The 22,243-nt window shown below is 33.4% G+C and carries 13 protein-coding genes and 1 pseudogene; 12 read left to right on the top strand and 2 right to left on the bottom strand.

Features of this window, described 5'->3' with window-relative positions; genetic code table 11:
• The first annotated feature begins 41 nt into the window (after positions 1-41).
• The 12 genes and pseudogenes from FNW38_RS14060 to FNW38_RS14115 all read left to right on the top strand — a co-directional run.
• Positions 42-1,463, top strand: coding sequence for a glycogen synthase (locus tag FNW38_RS14060; RefSeq protein ID WP_143388404.1), 1,422 nt, complete (start codon positions 42-44; stop codon positions 1,461-1,463).
• On the top strand, positions 1,460-2,740 hold the full coding sequence (locus FNW38_RS14065; protein ID WP_143388405.1) for a glucose-1-phosphate adenylyltransferase: 1,281 nt from the start codon (positions 1,460-1,462) through the stop codon (positions 2,738-2,740). Before FNW38_RS14060 ends, FNW38_RS14065 begins: the two co-directional genes overlap by 4 nt.
• Positions 2,741-2,810: 70 nt before the next feature.
• A complete protein-coding gene (gene glgB / locus FNW38_RS14070) occupies positions 2,811-4,718 on the top strand; it encodes a 1,4-alpha-glucan branching protein GlgB (RefSeq protein ID WP_143388406.1) in 1,908 nt (635 codons plus the stop codon).
• Positions 4,719-4,936: 218 nt separating this feature from the next.
• Positions 4,937-7,336, top strand: a complete 2,400-nt coding sequence (locus FNW38_RS14075; protein ID WP_143388407.1) for a glycoside hydrolase family 31 protein — start codon at positions 4,937-4,939, stop codon at positions 7,334-7,336.
• An 86-nt stretch (positions 7,337-7,422) separates the two neighbouring features.
• Positions 7,423-8,238, top strand: a complete 816-nt coding sequence (locus tag FNW38_RS14080) for a M48 family metallopeptidase (protein ID WP_143388408.1) — start codon at positions 7,423-7,425, stop codon at positions 8,236-8,238.
• A gap of 200 nt (positions 8,239-8,438) precedes the next feature.
• Positions 8,439-9,764, top strand: coding sequence for an MFS transporter (locus FNW38_RS14085; RefSeq protein ID WP_143388409.1), 1,326 nt, complete (start codon positions 8,439-8,441; stop codon positions 9,762-9,764).
• A gap of 262 nt (positions 9,765-10,026) precedes the next feature.
• Positions 10,027-12,477, top strand: a complete 2,451-nt coding sequence (gene lon, locus FNW38_RS14090) for an endopeptidase La (protein ID WP_143388410.1) — start codon at positions 10,027-10,029, stop codon at positions 12,475-12,477.
• A gap of 203 nt (positions 12,478-12,680) precedes the next feature.
• Complete coding sequence (porQ, locus tag FNW38_RS14095; protein WP_144064970.1) at positions 12,681-13,700, top strand: type IX secretion system protein PorQ; 1,020 nt, start codon at positions 12,681-12,683, stop codon at positions 13,698-13,700.
• Positions 13,701-13,707: 7 nt separating this feature from the next.
• Entirely contained in the window at positions 13,708-14,403 is a 696-nt protein-coding gene (gene cmk / locus FNW38_RS14100; RefSeq protein ID WP_144064969.1) for a (d)CMP kinase, read from the top strand.
• Positions 14,404-14,476: 73 nt separating this feature from the next.
• A complete protein-coding gene (locus FNW38_RS14105) occupies positions 14,477-15,733 on the top strand; it encodes a nucleoside permease (RefSeq protein ID WP_143388413.1) in 1,257 nt (418 codons plus the stop codon).
• Positions 15,734-16,147: 414 nt separating this feature from the next.
• The gene (rpsA, locus tag FNW38_RS14110; RefSeq protein WP_143388414.1) at positions 16,148-17,923 is read left to right on the top strand and encodes a 30S ribosomal protein S1; all 1,776 of its coding nucleotides are present in this window, start codon (positions 16,148-16,150) and stop codon (positions 17,921-17,923) included.
• A 362-nt stretch (positions 17,924-18,285) separates the two neighbouring features.
• Positions 18,286-18,723: pseudogene (locus tag FNW38_RS14115) on the top strand (fasciclin domain-containing protein); the annotation flags it as partial.
• 125 nt (positions 18,724-18,848) lie between these two features.
• Here the strand turns inward: FNW38_RS14115 and pheT are convergent.
• Both pheT and FNW38_RS14125 read right to left on the bottom strand, forming a co-directional pair.
• Positions 18,849-21,269, bottom strand: coding sequence for a phenylalanine--tRNA ligase subunit beta (gene pheT / locus FNW38_RS14120; RefSeq protein WP_144064968.1), 2,421 nt, complete (start codon positions 21,267-21,269; stop codon positions 18,849-18,851).
• Between the two features lie 102 nt (positions 21,270-21,371).
• Positions 21,372-22,235: a bestrophin family protein gene (locus FNW38_RS14125; protein WP_144064967.1), complete on the bottom strand. Its 864-nt coding sequence runs from the start codon at positions 22,233-22,235 to the stop codon at positions 21,372-21,374.
• Positions 22,236-22,243 lie beyond the last annotated feature (8 nt).

Genomic DNA, 22,243 nt, shown 5'->3' on the forward strand with positions numbered 1-22,243 from the left:
AATAGTATTAGAATTAACGGAAAAACAACAAAATTTCATAAATGGAAATATTTCATATCAGTGCAGAATGTTACCCCGTAGCAAAAGTAGGAGGTTTAGCCGATGTTGTAGGGGCGTTACCAAAATATCAAAATAATGCAGGACATCATGTAAGAGTTGTGATTCCTTGTTATGATTCAAAGTTCAAAAACGAAAATGAGTTTGAATGTGTACATTGGGGTCATGTAAAGTTAGGAAGTTTTCATTTCCCTTTTAACGTTCTCAAAGAAAAAACGGATAAGTTAGGATTTGAATTGTATTTAATTGAAATTCCAGAATTATTTGATCGAAAAGAAGTTTATGGTTATCAGGATGATATTGAACGATTTTTATCTTTCCAAATTGCTTCTTTAGATTGGATAATAGGAAGAAACGAAGTTCCGGATGTTATCAATTGTCATGATCATCATACAGGTTTAATCCCTTTTATGATGTTGTATTGTCATAAATACAAAAAATTGCAAAATACACCTTCTATGATTACCATTCATAATGGTTTGTATCAAGGGCAGTTTGGATTTGATAAATTACATTATTTACCGGAGTTTGATTTGGCTCATGTGAATGTTTTAGAATGGGATAATAGTATCAATTCGCTCGCTGTAGGAATTAAGTGCGCTTGGGCAGTGACGACAGTTTCTCCTAATTATTTGAATGAAATCAATTATTCGGCTAATGGATTAGAATCCTTGTTTAATCTGGTACGATATAAATCCAGAGGAATTTTGAATGGAATTGATATCGAAGTTTGGGATCCGGCCAAAGATAATATGTTGGAAAAGAACTATTCGATTAAAAATTTCGAAAAAGGAAAACAGGAAAACAAAGAAAAATTATGTAATCTGTTCAATTTAGATCCAAGAAAACCACTTTTTAGTTTTATTGGAAGATTATTAGAAGAAAAAGGAGGCGATTTATTACCGCATGCTGCAGCACTGGCATTATCTGAAAATTATAACCAAATTAATATTTTAATTCTAGGATCGGGAAATCCAATTATTGAAAATCAACTGAATAGTTTATTGGCGGATTATAAAGGTAATTACAATACTTTTATAGGGTATAATGAAGAATTAGCTCATTTAATTTACGCGGGCTCTGATTTTCTATTAATGCCTTCTAGAGTGGAACCATGTGGCTTAAATCAAATGTATTCGTTGCGATATGGAACAATTCCTATTGTAAGAAGGACAGGAGGATTAAAAGATACGGTTATTGATTTTGGAGATGATGGAAATGGAATTTGTCATGATCAGGCAACAGTAGGAGATGTTTGTTATTCGATTCAAAGAGCAGTCGATTTATATGACGATAAAAAACATTTAAATAAAATCAGAAAAATAGGAATGAGCACGGATCATTCCTGGGAAAGAGTCTGTCAGGAATATATAGAAATGTACAATTTAATAATTAAGAAGAAATGAAAGCTAAAAAGAAAAATGTTATTGCAATTATTTTAGGTGGTGGACAAGGATCCAGATTATACCCATTGACAGAAACAAGATCTAAACCAGCTGTGCCGATAGGAGGTAAATATAGATTGGTCGATATTCCTATTTCAAATTGTATGAATTCAGATATTTATAGAATGTTTGTTTTGACGCAATTCAACTCAGCTTCTTTAAATGCACATATTAAAAACACGTATAACTTTAGTATTTTTAGCCATGCATTTGTTGATATTCTTGCTGCGGAACAAACTCCTGATAATCCGACTTGGTTTCAAGGAACTGCAGATGCTGTAAGACAGTGTATGCCTCATTTCTTAAACCATGATTTTGATTATGCATTAATACTTTCGGGAGATCAGTTGTATCAAATGGATTTTAACGATATGCTGGAGGAGCATATTAGAAAAGAAGCTGATATTACGATTGCTACCTTACCGGTAAATGCAAAAGATGCTCCTGAATTTGGAATATTAAAAACAAACTCCGAAAGTTGTATTGAATCTTTCATTGAGAAACCTGCAAAAGAGTTGTTGCCAGATTGGGAATCTGATGTGAGCGAGCAAATGAAGAGTGAAGGAAAACATTATTTGGCTTCGATGGGAATCTACATATTCAACAAAAAATTGTTGGTAGATATAATGTCCAATAAGGAAACTAAAGATTTTGGTAAAGAAATTATTCCACAAGCTGTTGGGAAGAAAAAGATATTGAGTTACCAATATGAAGGGTATTGGACTGACATTGGTAATATAGATTCCTTTTTTGAAGCTAATATTGGATTAACAGAAGACTTGCCTAAGTTTAATTTATTTGATAACGACAATAAAATTTACACTAGACCAAGATTGTTACCACCATCTAAATTCCAGAAAACAACGGTTGACAGATCATTAATTTCTGAAGGTTGTATTTTGAATGCCAAAGAAATAAACCATTCCGTGATTGGTATTCGATCTAGAATTGGTGAAGGTACCATAATTCAAAATTGTTATGTGATGGGGAATGATTTCTATCAGAATATTGATGATATGAATGAAGACATTAAAAATAATAAACAATTGATAGGCATTGGAGAAAGATGTTTTATAAAGAATGCTCTTGTAGATAAAAATTGCAGAATTGGTAATGATGTTTACATCAATGGAGGCAGTCATTTAGAAGATTTTTCTAATGAATTATATGCCATTAAAGACGGAATTGTTGTTATCAAAAAAGGAGCAGTTATACCTGACAATTATATCATTAAGTAAATTTAAAAACTGTTTTTTCTTAAACTAATATTCTGTTCTTTTTATAAAAATAGAATTATACAATTGTTATATGAGTAAAGTTATCTCGCATTCCCTTTTTACTGATTTTGATATTGATTTATTTAAAGCTGGGAAACATTTCCGACTCTACGAAAAACTAGGTGCACATCTTATAACGGTTGATGGAGTAGATGGGGTTTATTTTGCCGTTTGGGCCCCAACCGCGCATTCGGTTTCTGTGGTTGGAGATTTCAATTTCTGGACACAAGGCGAACATCTGTTGAAAGTACGTTGGGATTCATCAGGTATTTGGGAAGGATTTATTCCAAATATTAAAAAAGGAGCTACCTATAAATATAAAATACAATCTAATAACGGTGGAATTATCACTGAAAAAGCAGATCCTTTTGCTTTTTACTGTGAAAAACCACCATATACTGCTTCAGTAGTCTGGGATTTAGATTATAAATGGAAAGACAATAACTGGATGGAAACCCGTCAAAATCATAATGGTTTAGACAAGCCCTATTCCGTTTATGAAGTGCATTTAGGTTCATGGAAGCGTCATGCCGAAGAAAATCGATTTTTGACTTATCTAGAATTTGCCGAAGATTTAGTGAATTATGTGAAAGAAACGGGCTTTACCCACGTTGAGTTTATGCCCATAATGGAGTATCCTTACGATCCTTCCTGGGGGTATCAATTAGTAGGCTATTTTGCACCGACTTCCCGTTTTGGAAAACCGCAAGATTTTATGATTTTGGTTGATAAATTGCATGAAGCGGGAATTGGAGTAATTCTGGACTGGGTTCCATCTCATTTTCCAGATGACGCACATGGTTTAGGATTTTTTGATGGTTCAAACCTTTTTGAGCATCCTGATCGCAGAAAAGGATATCATCCGGATTGGAAAAGTTTAGTTTTTAATTATGGGCGAAATGAAGTTCGTTCCTTTTTAATAAGTAATGCTTTATTTTGGTTGCATCATTATCATGCTGACGCTTTGCGTGTTGATGCCGTTGCTTCCATGTTGTATTTGGATTATTCCAGAAATGAAGGGGAATGGGAGCCAAATATTTACGGAGGCAGAGAAAATCTTGATACCATAAGTTTCTTAAAGGAATTTAATGAAGCGGTCTATTTGAATTATGAAGGAGTGCAAACCATTGCAGAGGAAAGTACTTCTTTTCCTATGGTTTCAAGACCAACATCTGTTGGTGGTTTAGGGTTTGGGATGAAATGGATGATGGGCTGGATGCACGATACTTTAGAATATTTTCAAAAAGATACGGTATATAGAAAATACCATCAAAATGATTTGACTTTTTCAATGACCTATACCTTTTCCGAAAATTTCATGTTGCCGCTTTCCCATGATGAAGTAGTGTATGGGAAAAAATCAATTGCAGGAAGGATGCCTGGCGATGAATGGCAAAAATTTGCAAATTTAAGATTGTTGTACGGCTATATGTTTACACATCCCGGAACCAAATTGTTGTTTATGGGGAGTGAATTTGGACAAAGTAGTGAGTGGAATTTTGAAGGAAGTTTAGATTGGCATTTATTGCAATATCCATACCATGAAGGGGTGAAAAAACTGATTACTGATTTGAATGCATTGTACAAAACGCAACCTGCTTTGCATGAAAAACAATTTAGTCCAGAAGGATTTGAATGGATTAATTATTCGGATCATCAAAATGCGGTGATGTCTTTCATTCGAAAAGGAAACAATCAAAAAGATGATGTTATTGTAGTTTGCAATTTCACTCAAGTTGTTCGTCCGAATTATCGTATTGGTTTACCAAGGAAAGGTAAATTGACAGAGATTTTTAATAGTGATGCTGCAAATTATGGGGGAAGCGGGGTTTCCAACCCTAAAAAATTAACAATTGAAGCCTTACCTTATGACGGAAGAGATTATTCAACTGAATTGCTTTTGCCTCCATTGAGTGTAACTGTTTTTAAAATTTCATGATAATTTAATTTTTTTTAAATTCAAACATACTTGTTGTTAAGTTAATTTGGATAGTTCGTAAACTATCAATGTTTAAAAGTAGTTAGAATCTCTTTTTTTAATAAATTAATAACGTTTTCGTTAAAAAACGCATCATTTAAATCATTATTTTGGAAAGTAAAGAAAGTATTTTTTGTATGTTTGAGTTCCAAAAGAGATTAAAATTAATACCATAGAAAATGATCACAAATACAGAATTAGAATACAAAGGAGATTTATATCCTACAAAAATAGTTGCTTTTGAACATGAAGTAGATTCCGTATGTTTTCATACAGATAATAGTGTAATATTAAAAGTAACAGTATTACGAGATAGTTTAATACGTTTTAGATTTACTACAAAAGGATATTTTAGCAACGATTTTTCCTATGCTATTGATAAAAGTCATTCTCATGGATATAACTTTCTTGAGGTTTCTGAAGTAGAAGATTATTATCAGATAAAAACTAGTAAAGTACAATGTAGAATTCAAAAAATAGATATGAGATTGTCTATTTTTGATTTGGATGAAAATGTTATTTTAGAAGATGAATTAGGTTTTCATTGGGAAGAAAGCTATGAATACGGGGGCAATATCGTGAAAATGAGTAAGGCTTCAAAAGATGGGGAATGCTTTTACGGACTTGGAGATAAAGCAACCCAATTAAATTTGAAAGGAAAAAGATTAGAGAATTTTGCTACGGATCAATACGCATTTCAAAAAGACCAGGAGCCATTATACAAAGTTGTTCCGTTTTATATTGGATTGCAAAACAAACAATCTTACGGAATTTTCTTTGACAATACTTTTAGAACCTATTTTGATTTTTGTCACGAAAGAAGAAATGTAACCAGTTATTGGGCCGAAGGTGGAGAAATGAATTACTATTTCATTTATGGGCCACAAATGCAGGATGTTGTTACCACTTATACTGATTTGACCGGTAAACCCGAATTGCCGCCACTTTGGGCATTAGGATACCACCAATGCAAATGGAGTTATTATCCTGAAAGTAATTTAAAAGAAGTTGCAGCCAAATTTAGAGAATTGAAAATTCCATGTGATGCCCTTTATTTGGATATTGATTATATGGAAGGTTTTCGATGTTTCACCTGGAACAAAGAATATTTTCCTGATCCAAAAAGAATGGTGGCAGAATTAGCCGAAGATGGCTTCAAAACCGTTGTAATCATTGATCCGGGAATAAAAATTGACAAAGAGTACTCCATATATAAAGAAGCACTAAAAAATGATTATTTCTGTAAAAGAGCTGATGGCCCTTACATGAAAGGAAAAGTATGGCCGGGAGAATGTAACTTTCCTGATTATACGAATCCTGCGGTAAGAGAATGGTGGGCTGGATTGTTTAAAGAATTAGTTTCGGAGATTGGTGTAAAAGGAGTTTGGAATGATATGAACGAACCTGCTGTTATGGAGGTTCCTAATAAAACATTCCCGATGGATGTAAGACATGATTATGATGGAAATCCATGCAGTCATAGAAAAGCACATAACATCTATGGAACACAAATGGCAAGAGCTACATATCATGGTGTAAAAAGGTTTGCTTATCCAAAAAGGCCTTTTGTTATTACAAGATCAGCGTATGCAGGAGCACAACGATACACCTCTTCTTGGACAGGTGATAATGTTGCTACATGGGAACATTTGTGGATTGCAAACATTCAGGTGCAACGAATGTCCATTTCCGGAATGGGTTTCACGGGATCAGATATTGGAGGATTTGCTGAACAACCTTCTGGGGAATTGTATGCACGTTGGATTCAATTAGGTGTTTTTCATCCTTTTTGCAGAACCCACTCTTCTGGTGATCACGGCGATCAGGAACCATGGGCGTTTGATGGAGAAGTGATTGATATCACCAGAAAATTCGTCAACTTGCGTTATCAATTATTGCCTTATTTGTATACTATGTTTTGGCAATACATTGAAGAAGGGATTCCTATGTTGAAACCACTGGTTTATTATGACCAAGAAGATATTCAAACGCATTACAGAAATGATGAGTTTGTTTTTGGAAACCAAATATTAGTTTGTCCTATTTTAGAACCTAATTCTTTAGGAAGAAGAATGTATGTTCCTCGTGGACAGTGGTATAACTATTGGACCAATGAAGAAGTTAAAGGAGGAAAAGAAATTTGGGTTGATACTAAATTTGACCAAATTCCACTTTTTGTTAAAGCCGGTGCCATAATTCCAAAATATCCTGTTCAACAATATGTTGGCGAACTTGAATTTGATGAGTTAATCTTGGACATCTATTACAAAGAAGGTAAAGAGAAATCAGTAGTTTATGAGGATGCTCAGGATGGTTATGATTATAAAAAAGGAAGATACAGCTTCTTGTCATTTCAAACGACTGGTAAAGAGAAAGAATTAATCATTCAGTTGCATAAAGAAGGAAAATATGATACTAATTATTCCAAGTATAAAATAAATCTAGTTGGCTTGCCATTTAAAGTTAAAATGATTGAAATCGACAATGTAGAAGTTTCATTTGATAAAAAAACTTTAGAAAATGAAGCCTATTTGATTGTCGATAAGGGTTTTACAGCATTGCACATAACCGGTGAATAACAATAAAGTTGATACATTTAAATTTAATTATGTAAATAAAAAATTCATAATAGTTGTATTTTTGTATAAAAATTAAACTTAAAATGATGAAAAAGAACTTATTACTAGGGATTTTTGCGATAGGATTATTATACTCTTGTGCAACCAATCCTCTTACAGGAAAAAAAAGCTTGAATTTTGTTTCTAACAGTGAGTTGTTCCCATCATCTTTTCAACAATACGGAACTTTTTTAAAGGAAAATAAAGTTATTGTAGGAACAGCTGATGCAAGAAGAGTAGAAGCAGTTGGGATGAGAATTAAAGCAGCGGCAGAAAAATATTTAACCTATTTGGGACAATCACAATATTTAAATGATTACCGTTGGGAATATAAATTAATTGACAGCAAAGAAGTTAATGCTTGGTGTATGCCTGGTGGAAAAATTGTTGTTTACTCGGGGATATTACCAATAACTAAAGATGATGCGGGTTTAGCTACCGTATTGGGACATGAAGTTTCTCATGCATTAGCAAATCACGGAGCACAACGAATGAGTGCTGCTCAATTGCAACAATTGGGAGCTGTAGGAGTTGCAGTCGCAACTGGAAGTCAAAGTACCGAAAAACAACAAATGTGGCAACAATATTACGGATTAGGTTCACAAGTGGGAGTTATGCTTCCATTTAGCAGAAGTCACGAAACTGAAGCAGATAAAATAGGACTTACACTTATGGCAATTGCAGGATATAATGCGGATGATTCCGTAATCTTTTGGCAAAGAATGGCTGCGCAATCTGCAGGACAATCGCCACCGGAATTTTTAAGTACGCATCCATCTGATGCTACCAGAATTGCAAATTTAAAAGCATTAATCCCGGAAGCAAAAGCATTAGCTGCTAAAGTTGGGATTATTTACAGATAATACTTTAAATTTTTAATGTTTATTAATTGGAACATTTAAGGAAGATTTTAATAGGCTATTCTCAAAAGAGAGTAGCCTATTTTTTTAATTTTATAGATCTGATTATTAGTTATTAAGGATTTATTAATATCAAATTATTTGTTTTTTGGATAATTCTAAACAAAAAATAAATAAATTCGTAGCATAAAAAAAAAAGAACCATGGCAGATTTACAAAAAGGGAGTAAAAAATTATTAAACGCTTGGGCTTTTTATGATTGGGCAAATTCAGTTTATACGCTTACCATTGCATCTGCAGTATTTCCAATTTTTTATGAAGCTTTATTTTCTGAGCGAGATCATTACATTGATGTTTTTGGTTTGCATCTCAAAAATTCAGCTTTAATAAGCTTTGTTACCGCTTTAGCATTTTTATTGATAGCTTTTATTTCGCCTTTATTATCTGGTATTGCAGATTATGTGGGAAATAAAAAATCATTTATGAAATTCTTTTGTTACTTGGGAGCGCTGTCCTGTATGGGATTATATTGGTTTAATCTTGATAATATATACATTGGATTGGCATTTTATTTTCTTGGCTTGATTGGATATTGGGGAAGTTTAGTTTTTTATAATTCCTATTTACCGGACATAGCTTATGTAGAACAACAAGATAAAATTAGCGCCAAAGGATATTCATTTGGATATATTGGAAGTGTTATTTTATTGATTATCAATTTAGCGATGATCATGAAACCAAAACTTTTTGGAATTACAGGAACAGATGGAGAAGCAGCCATGAAAGCCATGCGATATTCATTTGTTATGGTTGGAGTTTGGTGGATATTATTCAGTCAGTACACTTATTATTTTTTGCCAAAAGGCAATAAAAATGCCAATCGTAAAGTGACACACCATGTAGTCTTTAATGGTTTTAAAGAGTTAAAAAAAGTTTGGATTTTGTTGAAAGAAAACATTGCACTAAGACGATATTTAGGAAGTTTTTTTGTTTCGAGTATGGCCGTACAAACGGTGATGCTTGTAGCCACTTATTTTGGGGCGCAAGAAATTGCTTGGGAATCTAAAAGTGAAGGTACAACAGGTTTGATTATTTGTATTTTATTAATTCAGATAGTAGCCATTATTGGTGCGATATTCACCTCAAAAGCGTCAGAGAAGTTCGGAAATATTCCAACTTTAATTGTGATTAACTGTATTTGGGTAGTATTTTGTGCCCTTGCATTTTTTATTACTTTACCGATACATTTTTATGTTATGGCAGGGATAGCTGGGCTTGTAATGGGCGGAATTCAGGCCTTATCACGTTCAACGTATTCTAAATTATTACCCGAAACGGAGGATACCGCTTCCTTTTTTAGTTTTTATGATGTTTCCGAAAAAATTGGGATAGTCTTTGGGATGTTAATCTATGGTATTATTGACCAAATTACTGGAAGTCCGCGATTAGCAATCGTATTTCTTGGAGTGTTTTTTATTGCTGGTGTTCTATTACTTAGGAGAGTTCCAAAAAGAGGTGTCTTAAATTAATAGAATGCAAAATAGTACTTCCGATTTTTTATTTTTTGCACTTTGAAAAACAGATATTTTCTTAATTATAATTTATGAATTTTTTCTTTATTTGTAAGAAGATATAATCGATTTTACTTTCACTTTGGCATAATGATTGACTATTTTAACGTTAAGCATCTTATCTATGTCATACATCGATTTTATTTAAATTTAATACTATGATACCTTACATTTGCTAGACGAATAAAAATTTTTAATGACAAAAAGACTTAAATAATATATGTCAAATCATAAAATACTTACTATTGACAATCTGTCACTTCAGGAATTTGATTCGGAAGCAGATTTAATACCACTATTGACTCCTGAAGACGAAGAGGAAATGAATAATGAAGCATTGCCTGATTCATTGGCTATTTTGCCATTGCGTAACATGGTTTTATTTCCAGGTGTTGTAATACCAATTACTGCCGGACGTGATAAATCAATAAAATTAATTAATGATGCCAATGCTGCGGGCAAAATTATTGGTGTTGTAGCTCAAAAAAATGAGCAAGATGAAGATCCAACCACTGATGATATTCATAAAATAGGAACTGTAGCCAGAATTTTACGGGTTTTAAAAATGCCTGATGGTAATGTTACAGTGATACTTCAAGGAAAAAAGCGATTTGAAATTGATTCTGTAATTGCTGAAACTCCATACATAACTGCAAAAATTAAAGAAGTTCCTGAAAAAAGGCCAGGAAAACATGATACGGAATTTATAGCCATTCTGGATTCTATCAAAGAATTAGCGATTCAAATTATCAAAGAAAGCCCAAACATTCCTAGTGAAGCTACATTTGCGATTAAAAATATTGAAAGCCAATCGTTTTTAATCAATTTTGTTACGTCTAACATGAATTTAACGGTTAAAGAAAAGCAAGACTTGTTAGCTATTAATGAGTTAAAAGTAAGAGCTTTAGAGACTTTGCGTTATATGAATGTTGAGTTGCAAAAATTGGAATTGAAAAATGATATTCAATCAAAAGTTCGTTTCGATTTAGACCAGCAACAACGAGAATATTTCCTTCACCAACAAATGAAAACGATTCAAGAAGAATTGGGTGGTGTTTCTCAGGAAGAGGAAATGGACGAAATGTTACAGAAGTCTTTGACCAAAAAATGGGACGAAAAAACGAAGAAACACTTCGAAAAAGAATTATCCAAAATGCGCCGAATGAATCCACAAGCGCCTGATTTTGGAATTCAAAGAAATTATCTGGAATTATTTTTAGAATTGCCTTGGAATGAATATTCTAAAGATAATTTTGATTTAAAAAGAGCACAAAAAATCCTTGATAGAGACCACTTTGGTCTTGAAGATGTTAAGAAAAGAATGATAGAACATTTGGCAGTTTTAAAATTGCGAAATGATATGAAATCACCCATAATTTGTTTGACAGGACCTCCGGGAGTTGGAAAAACCTCCATTGGAAGATCTATCGCAGAAGCATTGGGTAGAAAATATGTTAGAATTTCATTAGGTGGTTTACGTGATGAAGCGGAGATTCGTGGACACAGAAAAACTTATATTGGTGCTATGCCAGGAAGAATTATCCAAAGTTTGAAAAAAGCAGGAACTTCAAATCCTGTATTTGTTTTGGATGAAATCGATAAATTATCGAATAGTAATCAAGGCGATCCCTCTTCGGCATTATTGGAAGTTTTAGATCCGGAACAAAACAATTCATTTTATGACAATTTCCTGGAAATGGGATATGATTTGTCGAAAGTAATGTTTATCGCTACGTCTAATAATATGGCTGCGATTCAACCTGCGTTGAAAGACAGAATGGAAATCATCAAAATGTCTGGTTACACGATTGAAGAAAAGGTAGAAATTGCGCGTCAGCATTTGTTTCCAAGACAATTGAAAGAACATGGCCTAACAACCAAGAATTTAACGATTGGAAAAAAACAATTAGAAAAAATTGTAGAAGGATATACACGTGAATCTGGAGTTCGTGGTTTAGAAGCTAAAATTGCTCAAGTAATTCGTAATGCAGCAAAATCTGTTGCGATGGAAGAAGAGTATAACAAAAAAGTCACTGACGAAGATATTATAAAAACACTTGGTGTTCCAAGATTAGAAAGAGATAAATACGAGAACAATGATGTTGCCGGAGTGGTAACTGGTTTGGCTTGGACTTCTGTCGGTGGTGATATTCTTTTTATAGAATCTTTACTTTCTCCAGGAAAAGGAACGATGACAATTACTGGAAACTTAGGTACAGTAATGAAAGAATCTGCAACAATTGCTTTAGAATACATTAAGGCAAATGCGAAGCTTGTAGGATTGGATTCTGAAATACTTTCTAAATACAATATCCACTTACACGTTCCGGAAGGAGCCACTCCAAAAGATGGTCCTAGTGCCGGAATTGCAATGTTGACGTCATTAGTTTCTCTGTTTACGCAAAAGAGAGTTAAGAAAAACTTGGCGATGACAGGAGAAATTACTTTGCGTGGAAAAGTTTTACCTGTTGGCGGAATAAAAGAAAAGATTTTGGCTGCTAAGAGAGCTAATATTAAAGAAATTATTCTGTGTCACGAAAACAAAAGCGATATTGATGAAATAAAACCGGAATATCTTGAAGGTCTGAGCTTTCATTATGTCAAAGAAATGAGCGAAGTGCTTAAATTTGCTTTGACTGATCAGAAAGTAAAAAACGCAAAGGTATTGTAAGGAATAATTTTTTATTCAAAAACATCCATCTAGAAATTTCAAGATGATACTTATTAGTTTAAGTTTCGTTATGAAATTTCTAGATGGATTTTTTTATTTTATTTAGTATTTTTCTCGAAACTTCGAGGCGAAACCAGTAATATATTATATTATAATTTTATCTTCGCATTTGCGTTTTCCATGGATAAACAGCGATTTAAAGCATGTTAAAAAAACTTTTATTATTCTCTTTATTTTCAGTTTGCGCTGTGTCTTACAGTCAAATAGGAGGAAAGTATACCTATCAGTTTTTGAACTTGGTTACTTCGCCAAGACAAGCCGCTTTAGGAGGAAAAACGGTTACAATTTATGACGATGATGTGAATCAGGTCAATTTTAATCCAGCAACATTAAATGCGGATATGGATAATCATCTGGCATTAAATTATGGAAGTTATTTCAAAGAAGTGACTTATGGAACGGCTTCTTATGCTTACACCTATGACCGCCATTTGCAAACTTTTCAGGCTGGTGTAAATTATGTGAACTATGGTAATTTTGAAGGCTATGACGAAAATGGTCAGCCAACTTCAGAATTCACCGGAAGCGAAATTGCCCTTTCTTTAGGTTATGCGTACAATATTCCTAACACCACTATTCATTTAGGTGCGAATGCTAAATTGATTTCTTCTACCTTAGAAAGTTATAGTTCTTTTGGCGGAGCGATTGACATAGGCGCTCTTTTTATAGACGAAAGAAACGATGTGAATTGGGGCTTGGCAATACGAAATATAGGAACTCAATTTACGACCTACAATGGTACAAACGAAAAACTACCCCTTGAAATTATAGCAGGAGTTTCACAAGAATTAGAAAATGTACCGATTCGTTGGCATCTAACACTGGAAAATTTACAACAATGGAATATTGCTTTTTCTAATCCTGAAAGAGCTCAATCTTCAATTGATGGAAGTTCTACTGACGAAAAAGTATCAGTAATAAATAATGCCTTGCGCCATGTAATTATGGGAGCAGAGCTTTTTCCTAAAAAATCGTTTAATATTCGATTAGGTTATAATTTTCGAAGAGCAGAAGAATTACGACTTTTGGAACAACGCAATTTTTCGGGAGTCTCTTTAGGTTTTGGATTAAAAATGAATAAATTAAAATTCAATTATTCGTATTCCCGATATACATTAGCGGGAAATACGAGCTTATTTGGTTTAACTATTAACTTACAATAATATTATTTTGGATAAAAAAATTACCATAGCAATTGACGGGTTTTCATCCACAGGGAAAAGCACTTTAGCAAAACAACTTGCAAAGCACTTGGGTTATGTATATGTCGATACAGGAGCAATGTATCGCGCTGTTACATTTTTTGCGATGCAAAATGGATATATAAATATTGATTCTTTTGATAAAGAAACATTAATTAACAGTTTGCCAAGTATAAAATTGCAATTCAAATTCAATGCTGATTTTGGTTTTGCTGAAATGTATTTGAATGATATTAATGTTGAAACCGAAATAAGAACTATTGAAGTTTCTAATTTTGTGAGCAAAGTGGCTGAAATATCCGAAGTTCGCGCCAAATTAGTGGAACAGCAAAAAGAAATGGGAAAAGACAAGGGGATTGTCATGGACGGAAGAGATATTGGTACCGTGGTTTTTCCGGATGCAGAACTTAAAATATTCATGACAGCAGGGGCAGATACCCGAGCGCAAAGACGTTTTGATGAATTACAGGAAAAAGGAGATTCAGTTACGTATGAAGAAGTATTAAAAAATGTAGAAGAACGCGATTATATTGATACGCACCGAAAAGATTCGCCTTTGGTGATGGCTGAAGATGCTATTGAAATAGATAATTCTCACCTTACTCGTGAAGAACAATTTAAGGTTGTTTTAGATTTAGTTGATGAAGTTGTTAAAACACTTTAATCTTTTGTAGATCTCTTTTTTAATATTAGATTTACGCCTTGTTAATTTTTAAAAATAAAAAACAATTCATTGTATGGGAATTAAAAACAGGTTGGTATTAATGAACTTCCTTCAATTTTTCATTTGGGGTTCTTGGTTGCTAACTATTGGAGCGTATTGGTTTAATAACAAACATTGGTCTGGAACCGAGTTTGGAATCATATTTTCTACAATGGGTATTTCTTCTGTTTTTATGCCGGCTTTAACAGGAATTATTTCGGATCGATTTATCAATGCCGAAAAATTATACGGATTGCTTCATTTTTTAGGAGCCGCTGCTTTATTTTACTTGCCTCAAGTAGATAATCCAACTACATTTTTTTGGGTGATGCTAGTGAATATGTTTTTCTATATGCCAACCATTTCCTTATCTATAACGGTTGCTTATAATGCTTTAATTGCAAAAGAAATGGATGTCGTAAAGGATTATCCTCCTATTAGAATCTGGGGAACTATAGGCTTTATCGCTGCACTTTGGGTGGTAAGTTTAACACATAATGAGATTTCTGCCAATCAATTTTATATTGCTGGAGTAGTTTCGTTTCTATTAGGGATTTACGCATTCACACTTCCAAAATGTCCTCCGATGTGTAAGGGCGAAAAAAGCACTTCTTTTACGCAAGCTTTGGGATTGAATGCATTTGAATTGTTTAAGAAACGAAAATTTGCCGTTTTCTTTATTTTCTCGATGTTATTGGGTGCTGCTTTGCAATTAACCAATGCGTATGGCGATACCTATATTCATGATTTTGCCAATGTTGACGCTTATAAAAATACGATTGCAGTGAAATATCCTGCTATAATCATGTCGATTTCACAAGTTTCAGAAACACTGTTTATATTAGCTATTCCATTTTTTCTTAGAAAATTTGGAATTAAATATGTGATGTTATTCAGTATGCTGGCTTGGGTTTTACGTTTCGGATTGTTTGCCTTTGGAAACCCATCTGATGGATTGTGGATGATAATTATGTCTTGTATTGTATACGGAATGGCGTTTGATTTCTTTAATATTTCAGGCTCTTTGTTTGTTGAAACACAAACAGATTCAAAAATTAGAGGAAGTGCTCAAGGATTATTTATGATGATGGTGAATGGTTTTGGAGCATTAATAGGAAGTTTTACCAGTGGCTATATTATTCAAAAATATTTCACTTTGGCAGACGGAAGTAAGGAATGGCAGAATATTTGGATAACTTTTGCCAGTTATGCTTTGGTGCTGGCTATTATTTTTCCTTTTGTTTTCAAATATAAAAACGATGCAAAAGCATTAGAAAAATTCAGTCATTAAACGATAGTACTCTTTGTCAAAGTTCAAAACTTTGACAAAGATGTTTTGTAGTTAGACGCGATCCGTTTTTAGAAATGTGTCACTTTTTTTATGTTAAAAAAACAATTAATACTCTTTAGTCCCCGATGGAGCCGATATCCTCGCAGCGTAGCGGAGAGATAAAGGCGAGAGCGGGAACTTTGTCTCCAAAAATGCCAAATAATTCGCTCCTGATTCTCAATCTATTATCTTTTTGTCTGTTCTCTATTATCTTGCTTGTAAAATTTTGCAGTTTAAGATAAATGTGTTATTTTTGCAATCCTTTTGGTGAATAAGAGTTTCCTTTAGGGTTCAACTAATTATACAAACAACTTCTGTTGTTTTCTATCACATTAAGAAACTCGAGAGAATACAGAATACAAATTTTTAATCAGCATGTCTGAACAAGTAAAATCACAAGAAGAGTTTTTAGCAAATTTTAACTGGCACAATTTCGAAGAAGGTATTGATGCTGTTGATGAGAAAAACTTATTAGAATTCGAAGAACTAGTTTCAAAAACATTTATCGCTACTGATCAAGAAGAAGTGGTAGATGGTGTAGTTGTTAGAATTACAGATAGAGACGTTATCGTTGATATCAACGCAAAATCGGAAGGTGTTATTTCATTGAACGAATTCCGTTACAACCCAGCCTTAAAAGTAGGTGATACTGTTGAAGTATTAATTGACATCCGTGAGGATAAAACAGGTCAATTAGTATTATCTCACAGAAAAGCACGTACTATCAAATCATGGGATAGAGTTATTTCGGCTAACGAAACAGGAGAAATCGTTAATGGTTTTGTAAAATGCAGAACTAAAGGTGGTATGATCGTTGACGTTTTCGGAATTGAAGCTTTCTTACCAGGATCTCAAATTGATGTTAAACCAATTAGAGACTACGATGTATATGTAAACAAAATGATGGAATTCAAAGTGGTAAAAATTAACCACGAATTCAAAAATGTTGTTGTTTCTCATAAAGCGCTTATTGAAGCGGATATTGAAATCCAGAAAAAAGAAATCATCGGTCAATTACAAAAAGGACAAGTATTAGAAGGTGTTGTTAAAAACATTACTTCTTATGGTGTGTTTATTGACTTAGGTGGTGTTGATGGATTAATTCACATTACTGACCTTTCTTGGAGTAGAATTAACCACCCAAGTGAAGTGCTGGAATTAGACCAAAAATTAAATGTTGTAATCCTTGATTTCGATGATGAGAAAACAAGAATTCAATTAGGATTGAAACAATTAAACGCTCACCCTTGGGATGCTCTAGATGCTAAATTAGCAATTGGAGACAAAGTAAAAGGTAAAGTAGTTGTAATCGCTGATTACGGTGCTTTCATCGAAGTTGCTGAAGGTGTCGAAGGTTTAATCCACGTTTCTGAAATGTCTTGGTCTACTCATTTACGTTCTGCTCAAGATTTCGTAAAAGTAGGTGATGTTGTTGAAGCTGTTATCTTAACTTTAGATAGAGATGACCGTAAAATGTCATTAGGTATCAAACAATTGTCTCAAGATCCTTGGACTGATATCACTGCTAAATACCCAGTAGGTTCTAAACATACAGGTATCGTTAGAAACTTTACAAACTTTGGAATTTTCGTAGAATTAGAAGAAGGAATTGATGGATTGATTTACATCTCTGACTTATCTTGGACTAAGAAAATCAAACACCCATCTGAATTTGTAAACGTTGGTGAAAAACTTGACGTAGTAGTATTAGAATTAGATGTTGAAGGACGTAAATTATCTTTAGGTCACAAACAAACTACTGCTAATCCTTGGGATCAATACGAAGATTCTTTCGCAGTTGGAACTATCCACACAGGTGAAATTTCTGAAATCGTTGACAAAGGAGCTACTGTAGAATTCGGAGATGATATCGTTGCTTTCATTCCTACACGTCACCTTGAAAAAGAAGACGGAAAGAAATTGAAAAAAGGTGATTCAGCTGATTTCAAAGTAATCGAATTCAACAAAGAATTCAAAAGAGTAGTTGCTTCTCATACTGCTATCTTCCGTGAAGAAGAAGAGAAAAATGCGAAAGCAGTTTCTGAAAATACTTCATCTGCATCTACAAATGCACCAGCTGCAACTTTAGGTGATAACAATGATATGTTAGCTGCATTGAAAGCTAAAATGGAAAAATCAGAGAAAAAATAATTTCTTTAATTTTTTGAATATAGAAAGCCCCGCAATTTTCGGGGCTTTTTTTGCTTAAAACAGAACGGATTTGCTTTAGTTTTTTTGGAGCACAACATTTAGTTTCCAATACACAATCCTCCCGCTGTACGCAGTATCTTTTTATTGCGAGAGCTATCTTGTAAAAACACATCTTTAATACTCGCAATAAAAAGGATACTTGCTGCCATCGGGGCTAATTAAAATTTCTGCGGTATCAACTTCTATTTAAAATTAAATTTATCCATTTGAAAACTAGTTGTTTATAAAATAATTTCGTTTTTTTTAAACCAAAAGTAATCTTAGTGCGTAAATGCTTTTATATAACTTAAAAAAATAGATTTGTTGAGAATGCAGTAAATTCTAAAGATCACACTACGCTAGTTGCAGCTGTTAAAGCGGCAGGATTAGTAGAAACTTTACAAAGTAAAGGTCCATTCACCGTTTTTGCCCCAACAAATGCAGCGTTTGATAAATTGCCAGCTGGAACTGTAACCACATTATTAGAACCAGAAAACTTAAAAACATTGCAAACAATCCTTACGTATCATGTTGTAGCAGGAAAAATGAATACTTCTGATATAGTAAAAGCTATTAAAATGGGTAATGGAAAAGCTACAATGAAAACGGTTAGTGGTGGAACTTTGATGGCTTGGATGCAAGGAAAAGATTTATACATTACAGATGAGAATATGAATAAAGCTAAAGTAACAATTGCTGATGTTAATCAATCAAATGGTGTGATTCACGTGATTGATGCTGTTGTATTGCCTAAACAATAATTTTTTGATAGAGGTTTGATTTTGTTAATTGAGAAAGTCTTGCATAATTAATTACAGGACTTTTTTTGTAAAAAAATCCCAATTCTGAATTCTAGAATTGGGATTTTTAATTTTATAAAAAGAGATTATCTTAAACTGGCTCCAAGCTCTGTTTCAAAATTATTTTGCAATTTACCCATGATTTTGTCAATTTGAGCATCAGTCAATGTTTTTGAATTGTCTTGAATGGTAAAGCTTAAGGCATATGATTTTTTGTCTTCAGGAAGATTTTTGCCTTCGTAAACATCGAATAAATTAATATCTTTCAATAGTGATTTCTCCGTTTGACGTGCAATATTGTAAATACTATCGTAAGTTACGTTTTGGTCAATTAGTAAAGCTAAATCTCTGCGAACTTCAGGATATTTAGGAATTTCAGTATATTTTATTTTGGTAGCAATCAATTTTAGAATCAAAGCCCAGTTAAAATCAGCAAAAAACACTTCTTGTTTTATTCCAAAATGTTTCAATATTGATTTTTTAACCACTCCTAATTCAACCAATGTATCTTGACCAAAACCAATTGCAATTCCTTCAGAAAACACATCCGAAGTTACCGGTAAATTTTGTGTTTTTTGTATGCCTAATCTTGAAAGTATTCCAGTTACATATCCTTTGAATAAAAAGAAATCCGAAGGTTTTTGTGCGCTAGTCCAGCTTTCCTGATTTCTGTTCCCGGAAAGAAATAAAGTTAAATGTTTTTGTTCTTCATAACCAGAAGGAAAATTATGATATGATTTTCCAAATTCGAATAATTTTAAATCGGCGTTTTTACGATTGATATTATAAGAGATAGCTTCTAATCCCGAAAATAATAATGATTGACGCATCGTTGCTAAATCAGCACTCAATGGATTAAGCATTGTAACATTATGTTCTGAATTCAATACATCAGAAAGTTGTACATAAGATGCCGTAGTCAATGAATTAGCCATCATTTCATGAAATCCTTGAGAATTTAATTGTGTGGCAATCGTATTTTGTATTTTATAATCTTCGTTTCTGGGAGAATTGGAAACCGTTGCATTTAGTTTTTTCGAGAAATTAATGTTATTATATCCATAAACTCTCAAAATTTCCTCAATAACATCAATTTCTCTTTGTACATCAACTCTGTATGCAGGAATTGTTAATCCCAATCCGGCATCCGAAACGCTGTTTACTTTGATATCCAATGAAACTAATATTTTCTTAATGGTGTCTTTTGGTAATTCCTGACCAATTATTTTGGCTACTTTACTAAAATTTAGAAACACCGTGAAATCTTCAATTTTCTTTGGATATACGTTAATTACATCCGAAGTTATTTCCCCACCTGCCACTTCTTGAATCAATAAAGCGGCTCGCTTCAATGCGTATTCAGTAATAGTTGGATCAATTCCTCTTTCAAATCTAAAAGACGCATCGGTGTTCAATTGATGTCTTTTGGCAGTTTTACGAATACTTACAGGATTAAAGTAAGCACTTTCTAAGAAAATTGAATTCGTATTTTCTGAAACTCCAGATTTTTTCCCGCCAAAAACTCCTGCAATACATAATGGACCTTTTTCATCACAAATCATTAAATCTTCCTCGTGTAGCGTTCTTTCAACGTCATCAAGAGTTGTGAATTTGGTTCCTGCAGCAAGTGTTTTTACAATTATTTTTCCGTTGATTTTTGAAGCATCAAAAGCATGAAGCGGTTGACCTAATTCATGTAAAACATAATTGGTTACATCGATAATATTGTTTTTTGGATTTATTCCAATGGCTTTCAATCGGTTTTGCAACCAAGCTGGTGAAGGTTTTACTGTAATTCCAGAAATAGTAACTCCACAATATCTAGGAGCAAGTTTTGCCTCTTTGACATCGATATCAATCTTCAGTATTCTTTTATCGACTCTAAAATTACTTACGGAAGGCGTAATCAATTCAACATTAATGCCACTTTGTAACATTCCCGCTCTCAAATCACGGGCTGTTCCCAGATGACTCATGGCATCGGCACGATTAGGTGTCAACCCAATTTCGAAAACTTCGTCGTTCTCAATATTGAAAACTGTTGCAGCAGAAGTTCCCGCTACTAAAGCATCGTCCAGTATCATAATCCCATCGTGGCTTTCGCCAAGACCTAACTCATCTTCAGCACAAATCATTCCGTGACTTTCCTGTCCTCGTATTTTACCTTTTTTTATCGAAAATGCTATACCTTCTTTATCATATAATGTAGTACCGATTGTGGCAACTGGAACTTTTTGTCCCGCAGCGACATTACTGGCGCCACAAACAATTTGCACAGGAACACCATCGCCTAAATCTACGGTAGTTATTTTGAGCCTGTCAGCATCCGGATGCGGAATGCAGGTAAGAACATGTCCCACAACAATGCCTTCTAATCCGCCTTTTACCGATTGGTATTTTTCAACAATTTCTACTTCCAGACCTAAATCTGTTAGCAATGCTGCTGTTTCTTCGGATTTCCAGTCTATTTTAATGAATTGTTTTAACCAGTTGTAAGATATTTTCATCTGTCAATTTTAATAAGATTGCAAATATAATCAATGTTTCTTGAGGTTCAAAGTTAGTAGGGAACAAAGTTTTAAAACCTTATTCTATTTTTCGGCGCCATTTTAAATCAATTCCTCCACATGTTTTTTTATGTTTTCGGCAATTTTATGAATCGGTAAATCATTTTCATCAGTTCCAAAAGGATCTTCGATTTCCTCAGCAATTAACTCTAAACTAGCCAAAACATAAAAAATAAAAACTACAACCGGCGCCACATAATAACCCAAGCTGAAAGAATAGCCAAAAGGTAAAGTCATCACATAAAAGAAAATAAATTTTTTCAAAAAAGCACTGTAAGAGTAGGGAATAGGCGTGTTTTTAATTCTTTCACAAGCACCGCAAATTTCAGTAAAGGATAATACTTCGGCATTTAAAATAATCAATTGATCACCTGTTATTTTTTTTGAAGTATATAAATCATTTATTTTTTGAAATAGCATTTTTGCTATTTGATTGGGTTTGTGCTTGTGATGGTCAATTTCTAAATCCACATCATCAAATAATTGTTTACTGGTATCGGTATCATTCAAATGTTTATGTAAAATGGATGCATAACACGGAATCATTTTTCGGAAATAATTGCGGTCTTTTTCATCCTGCAATATTACTGACAATTTGAGGGCAAAATTCCTGCTGTTGTTGACTAAAGCACCCCACATTTTACGCCCTTCCCACCAACGGTCATAAGCAGTATTGGTTCTGAAAACTAATAATAATGAAATCACAAAACCCAACATTCCGTGCATGATGGTAATATTCTTCACATAGCTATTGTCTGCTAATTGCCAATATTCGACTTCTAAATAGCCTATAATTCCGGAATAGGCGCCTATGGCAAGCATGATTGGAAACAATGTTCTGAATGTATCCGCTTTATGAAAACGAAAGATAAAAGTAAACCAGTCTTTTGTATTGTATGAAATCATTTTAGGCT

Origin of the sequence: Flavobacterium gawalongense, from assembly GCF_007097265.1 — a bacterium.
GTDB lineage: Bacteria > Bacteroidota > Bacteroidia > Flavobacteriales > Flavobacteriaceae > Flavobacterium > Flavobacterium gawalongense.

Coding starts and splice junctions, on each gene's coding strand:
- FNW38_RS14085 (WP_143388409.1), top strand. CDS start 8,439: ATGGCAGATTTACAAAAAGGGAGTAAAAAATTATTAAACGCTTGGGCT.
- FNW38_RS14105 (WP_143388413.1), top strand. CDS start 14,477: ATGGGAATTAAAAACAGGTTGGTATTAATGAACTTCCTTCAATTTTTC.
- FNW38_RS14125 (WP_144064967.1), bottom strand. CDS start 22,235: ATGATTTCATACAATACAAAAGACTGGTTTACTTTTATCTTTCGTTTT.
- FNW38_RS14065 (WP_143388405.1), top strand. CDS start 1,460: ATGAAAGCTAAAAAGAAAAATGTTATTGCAATTATTTTAGGTGGTGGA.
- pheT (WP_144064968.1), bottom strand. CDS start 21,269: ATGAAAATATCTTACAACTGGTTAAAACAATTCATTAAAATAGACTGG.
- porQ (WP_144064970.1), top strand. CDS start 12,681: ATGTTAAAAAAACTTTTATTATTCTCTTTATTTTCAGTTTGCGCTGTG.
- rpsA (WP_143388414.1), top strand. CDS start 16,148: ATGTCTGAACAAGTAAAATCACAAGAAGAGTTTTTAGCAAATTTTAAC.
- lon (WP_143388410.1), top strand. CDS start 10,027: ATGTCAAATCATAAAATACTTACTATTGACAATCTGTCACTTCAGGAA.
- FNW38_RS14060 (WP_143388404.1), top strand. CDS start 42: ATGGAAATATTTCATATCAGTGCAGAATGTTACCCCGTAGCAAAAGTA.
- glgB (WP_143388406.1), top strand. CDS start 2,811: ATGAGTAAAGTTATCTCGCATTCCCTTTTTACTGATTTTGATATTGAT.
- FNW38_RS14075 (WP_143388407.1), top strand. CDS start 4,937: ATGATCACAAATACAGAATTAGAATACAAAGGAGATTTATATCCTACA.
- FNW38_RS14080 (WP_143388408.1), top strand. CDS start 7,423: ATGAAAAAGAACTTATTACTAGGGATTTTTGCGATAGGATTATTATAC.